This is a genomic window from Desulfovibrio sp. 1214_IL3152, assembly GCF_036763055.1.
Classification (GTDB): domain Bacteria; phylum Desulfobacterota; class Desulfovibrionia; order Desulfovibrionales; family Desulfovibrionaceae; genus Desulfovibrio.
The window spans coordinates 1-3,965 of sequence record NZ_JBAIYW010000584.1 but is presented as its reverse complement, the minus strand read 5'-3'; the positions used below and the strand labels follow the sequence as shown (position 1 = coordinate 3,965).

General features: G+C 56.1%; 5 protein-coding genes. 1 reads left to right on the top strand and 4 read right to left on the bottom strand.

The window, feature by feature from the left end; all coding sequences use genetic code 11:
* Window positions 1-573: 573 nt before the first annotated feature.
* Window positions 574-1,287, top strand: a complete 714-nt coding sequence (locus V6C07_RS12285) for an SDR family oxidoreductase (protein WP_333536767.1) — start codon at window positions 574-576, stop codon at window positions 1,285-1,287.
* Between the two features lie 356 nt (window positions 1,288-1,643).
* Here V6C07_RS12285 and rplQ read toward each other — a convergent pair whose 3' ends face one another.
* The 4 genes from rplQ to rpsK all read right to left on the bottom strand — a co-directional run.
* Window positions 1,644-2,156, bottom strand: coding sequence for a 50S ribosomal protein L17 (gene rplQ / locus V6C07_RS12280; RefSeq protein WP_333536766.1), 513 nt, complete (start codon window positions 2,154-2,156; stop codon window positions 1,644-1,646).
* A complete protein-coding gene (locus V6C07_RS12275) occupies window positions 2,146-3,189 on the bottom strand; it encodes a DNA-directed RNA polymerase subunit alpha (RefSeq protein WP_333536765.1) in 1,044 nt (347 codons plus the stop codon). The genes rplQ and V6C07_RS12275 overlap by 11 nt, the downstream gene beginning before the upstream one ends.
* A 12-nt stretch (window positions 3,190-3,201) precedes the next feature.
* Window positions 3,202-3,828, bottom strand: a complete 627-nt coding sequence (rpsD, locus tag V6C07_RS12270) for a 30S ribosomal protein S4 (protein WP_012624318.1) — start codon at window positions 3,826-3,828, stop codon at window positions 3,202-3,204.
* Between the two features lie 44 nt (window positions 3,829-3,872).
* Window positions 3,873-3,965 (bottom strand): 30S ribosomal protein S11 (gene rpsK / locus V6C07_RS12265; protein ID WP_333536768.1); only part of this gene is annotated, 93 nt, incomplete at its 5' end.

The window sequence follows — 3,965 nt, the reverse complement described above, 5'->3', positions numbered from 1 at the left end:
CAGCACGCGGGCTTCAAGATCCGGCCGGGCGCCAAGCGGCAGCCCGTTCAAAAGTCGCTCCAGGGCCCCTGGAGCAAGTTTTGCGGCTCAGCCGGCAGCGCGGGCTTTTTCCAGAAGCTTCATGCGCGTCTCCTTGCGTAAATTTGCTGTCGCAGTATGCGCTCTTCCCGCACAAAGGTCAAAACCCCCGAACAATATTGGCGCATTGAAAAACCGCTTTTGTCACCGCGCGGTTGCCGGCCCAAGAAAACCATGCACTGTGGCGATTTGACACATTCCGGCAAGCCCCATACATCTTATGTAATGGAAGACAAAACAGGCTGGAGCCATTTCCCTTGAAAATGCTCAGGCGGCTGCCTGAACAGTCGCCCGCAGCAAAGGTGCACGCTATGCCCTTGCGCGGTGCACGCACCGAATCGCATGTCCTCTAAACCTTTAGAATGCACTTTTACAAGGTCGTATTTGTCTACGACACTGCCTGTTGTTTCGCAATGTCACATTATCTGCGGTGAGCCTGCGGACCGTTCGCAGTAAAAATACAGTCAGCATGAGGCTGAGCACGGAGAAAATATAATGAATATCAATGAACAGACTATTCTTGTAACAGGAGCCAACGGTGGTATCGGCAGGGCGCTGGTCAATGCCTTTCTGGCTGCCGGAGCCAGAAAAGTATATGCCTGCGCGCGCAGTGAAGCCTCGTTGGAATCACTGCGCGGCAACAAAAACATCCAGATCGTGCAGCTTGATATTACCAATCCCGCCGATATTGAAAAAACCGTCGCCGCGTGCGGAGACATCACGCTTCTTGTGAATAATGCAGGTATGGGGGGCAACGGTTTGCTCGGCTCACTCCAGACGGCGCGGGCCGAGATGGAGGTCAACTATTTCGGCACACTTGCCATGTGCTCGGCATTTGCGCCGGTTCTGCGCAGGAATGGAGGAGGCGGCATTGTCAACATCGTCTCTGTCATCGGTCTCGTAAACATGCCCTCCATCGGCACATACTGCGCGTCAAAAGCCGCCCTGCACTCACTTACCCAGGGCTTGCGCGGGGCACTCGCAACACAGAAAACAGCGGTTATCGGCGTATATCCAGGCCCTGTGGATACCCGCATGACAGCGGGCCTTGAGATGCCCAAGGCCAGTACCGAGTCGGTTGCGCAAGAAATTCTTGAAGGCATCAAGGCAGGCGCTGAAGAAATCTACCCCGATGCTTTCGCCAAGAGCATTCAGAAAGGGCTGGCCGCTGACCCCAAAAAAATGGAACGGGAATTGTCAATTTGCTAAAGCAACTTCCAAGGCAATCTCGCCTTTAACCTGCCTTGACGGCAGCGCGAACAACCGCCAGAGCAATCTTAAAAATAAAACTGCTCTGGATTGCGTGTCCATCCCGAGGCATTTAAGCAACTAGAGCAATTTCACTTTGAAATTGCTCTGGCGGCTGCGTGAGCAGACGTTCGCTACGGAGGCGTAAGCGCAGTTTATCTGCGCGGTTAAACGCCGAAGTGAGCGTGCCTTAAACTTTGAGAATGTATATTCTCAAAGTTAATCTGCTCTAGAGGAAATACAGGCATAAAAAAGGGCGCCGTAGCGCCCTTTCATATCTATAGCCATAAACCCGTGAAGAATATTTGCCTGAAGGCCTAATTTTCTTCCTTGGCGGCTTCAGCGTCAGCTTCGTCGGCCTTGGGTTTGCGGGTACGCTTGGGTTTGGCCGCAGCTTCTTCAGCAGCGGGCTTGGCTTCCTTGGCGGAAGCGGCCTTGGCGGCTTTGGGGGCTTCGGCGGCAGCGGCTTCGCTGCTGCGGGTCAGCTCAATAATAGCCATGGGGGCATTGTCGCCCTTGCGGGGCATGGCCATTTTGAGAATACGGGTGTAACCGCCGGGTACGCCGGCGAAGACAGGGCCGATCTCGTCAAAGAGACGCTTGACCAGGGCATGATCGTTCAGCACACGGTAAGCCTGACGGCGAGCGTGCAGGTCATTGCGCTTGGCAAGGGTAATCAGAGGCTCCACAACCCGGCGAAGCTCCTTGGCCTTGATTTCCGTGGTGCGGATTTTGCCGTGGATCAGCAGCGCCTTGGCGAGATTGTGCAACATGGCCTTACGGTGCGCAGGGGTACGCGAGAATTTCCTGCCGGAATTGCTATGCCTCATTTTGCTGCTTCCTTTTCCATTCCTGATATTTTTTGTCGAAGGAGTCGACCTTCATGCCGAAGTCAAGCCCCATGCTCAAAAGCACACCCTTGATTTCGTCCAGCGATTTGCGGCCGAAGTTCTTGGTCTTGAGCATTTCTGCTTCACTGCGCTGCACCAGTTCACCCACAAGGCCGATATTGGCGCTGCGCAGGCAGTTGGTAGCACGTACGGAAAGCTCAAGGTCGTCAATGCTTTTGAACAGATGCTCGTTCACTTCTCCGCTTTCGCCGCTGCCGTTGCGCATGTCGCCGGATACCCGTTCATCAAAGTTGATGAATACGGAGATCTGATCCTTGATGATCTTGGCGCTGTAGGCAATGGCGTCTTCAGGCGTCAGCGAGCCATCGGTCCACACTTCAAGCAGAAGACGGTCATAGTTGGTCATCTGGCCCACGCGGGCCTGTTCCACCGTATAGGCGACCTTGCGCACGGGGGAAAAGCTGGAATCCAGCTTGATGAGGCCGATCTCGTCGGCCAGGCCCTCATGCATGTCGGCGGGCACATAGCCCTTGCCCATGCGGACCTCCAATTCCATCTCCAGCACCACGTCCTCGGTGAGGGTGGCGATGTGCAGATCAGGGTTAAGCACTTCAACGTGCTGATTGGCGACAATGTCGGCCGCCGTCACCGGCCCCTTGCGCTCCACGCGCAGGGTCAGGCGTTGGGGTTCTTCCGTATCCATGCGCAGGCGAACCTGCTTTATGTTCAGGATGACATCAGTGATGTCTTCCAGCACGCCATGGATGGTGGTGAACTCGTGCTGTACGCCGATGATTTTCACCGACACAAAGGCCGCCCCCTGAAGGGAGGCCAGAAGGACGCGCCGCATGGCATTGCCGATGGTGGTGCCGTAGCCCCGTTCCAAAGGCTCGCAGACAAACTTGCCGTGCGTGCCGCTGGCCGTCTCTTCTTCGCGCAGAATCTGGTCGGGCTTGACAAGCTCGGACCAGTTGCGCGCATTGATAAGGCGTTCGCCCTGTTTGATAAGCATGCGAACCCCCGGTTATTTCGAGTAAAGTTCGACGATAAGCTGCTCGTTGACGGGGAACTGAATGTCGTCACGCTGCGGCATGGCCTTGACAGTACCCTTGAAAGCGGCGCCGTCGGCTTCCAGCCAGGCGGGGCAGCCGCGGCGGGCGATAACTTCCTGGGCTTCAGCGAGCACGGGAATTTTGCGATTCTTTTCAGGCACTTCAATGGTGTCACCCAGACGCACCTGCAAGGAAGGAATGTTCACCTTGCGGCCGTTGAGGGTGAAAACACCGTGACGCACGAGCTGGCGGGCCTGGTTGCGCGAGTTGGCGAAACCAAGGCGATAAACCACGTTATCCAGGCGGCGTTCAAGAATCACGAGCAGGTTGGTACCGGTAACGCCTTTCTGCATGTCGGCTTTAACAAAGTAGCCGTGGAACTGGCGCTCCAGAATGCCGTAAATACGGCGGGTTTTCTGCTTCTCCCTCAACTGCACCGCGTATTCGCTCACCTTTTTGCGGGCGCGGCCGTGCTGGCCGGGAGCATAGGGGCGGCGATCATAGGCGCATTTGTCGGTAAAGCAACGGTCGCCCTTCAAAAAGAGCTTGCAGCCCTCGCGACGACACATGCGGCACTTGGCTTCAGTATATTTTGCCATTTATCAATACCTCTTACGTTACGGACTCTGCCGGGGCAGGCCGGTTAGACGCGGCGGCGCTTGGGCGGCCGGCAACCGTTGTGCGGAATGGGCGTGACATCACGAATGAAGGCAACCTTCATGCCGGCGGCCGAAAT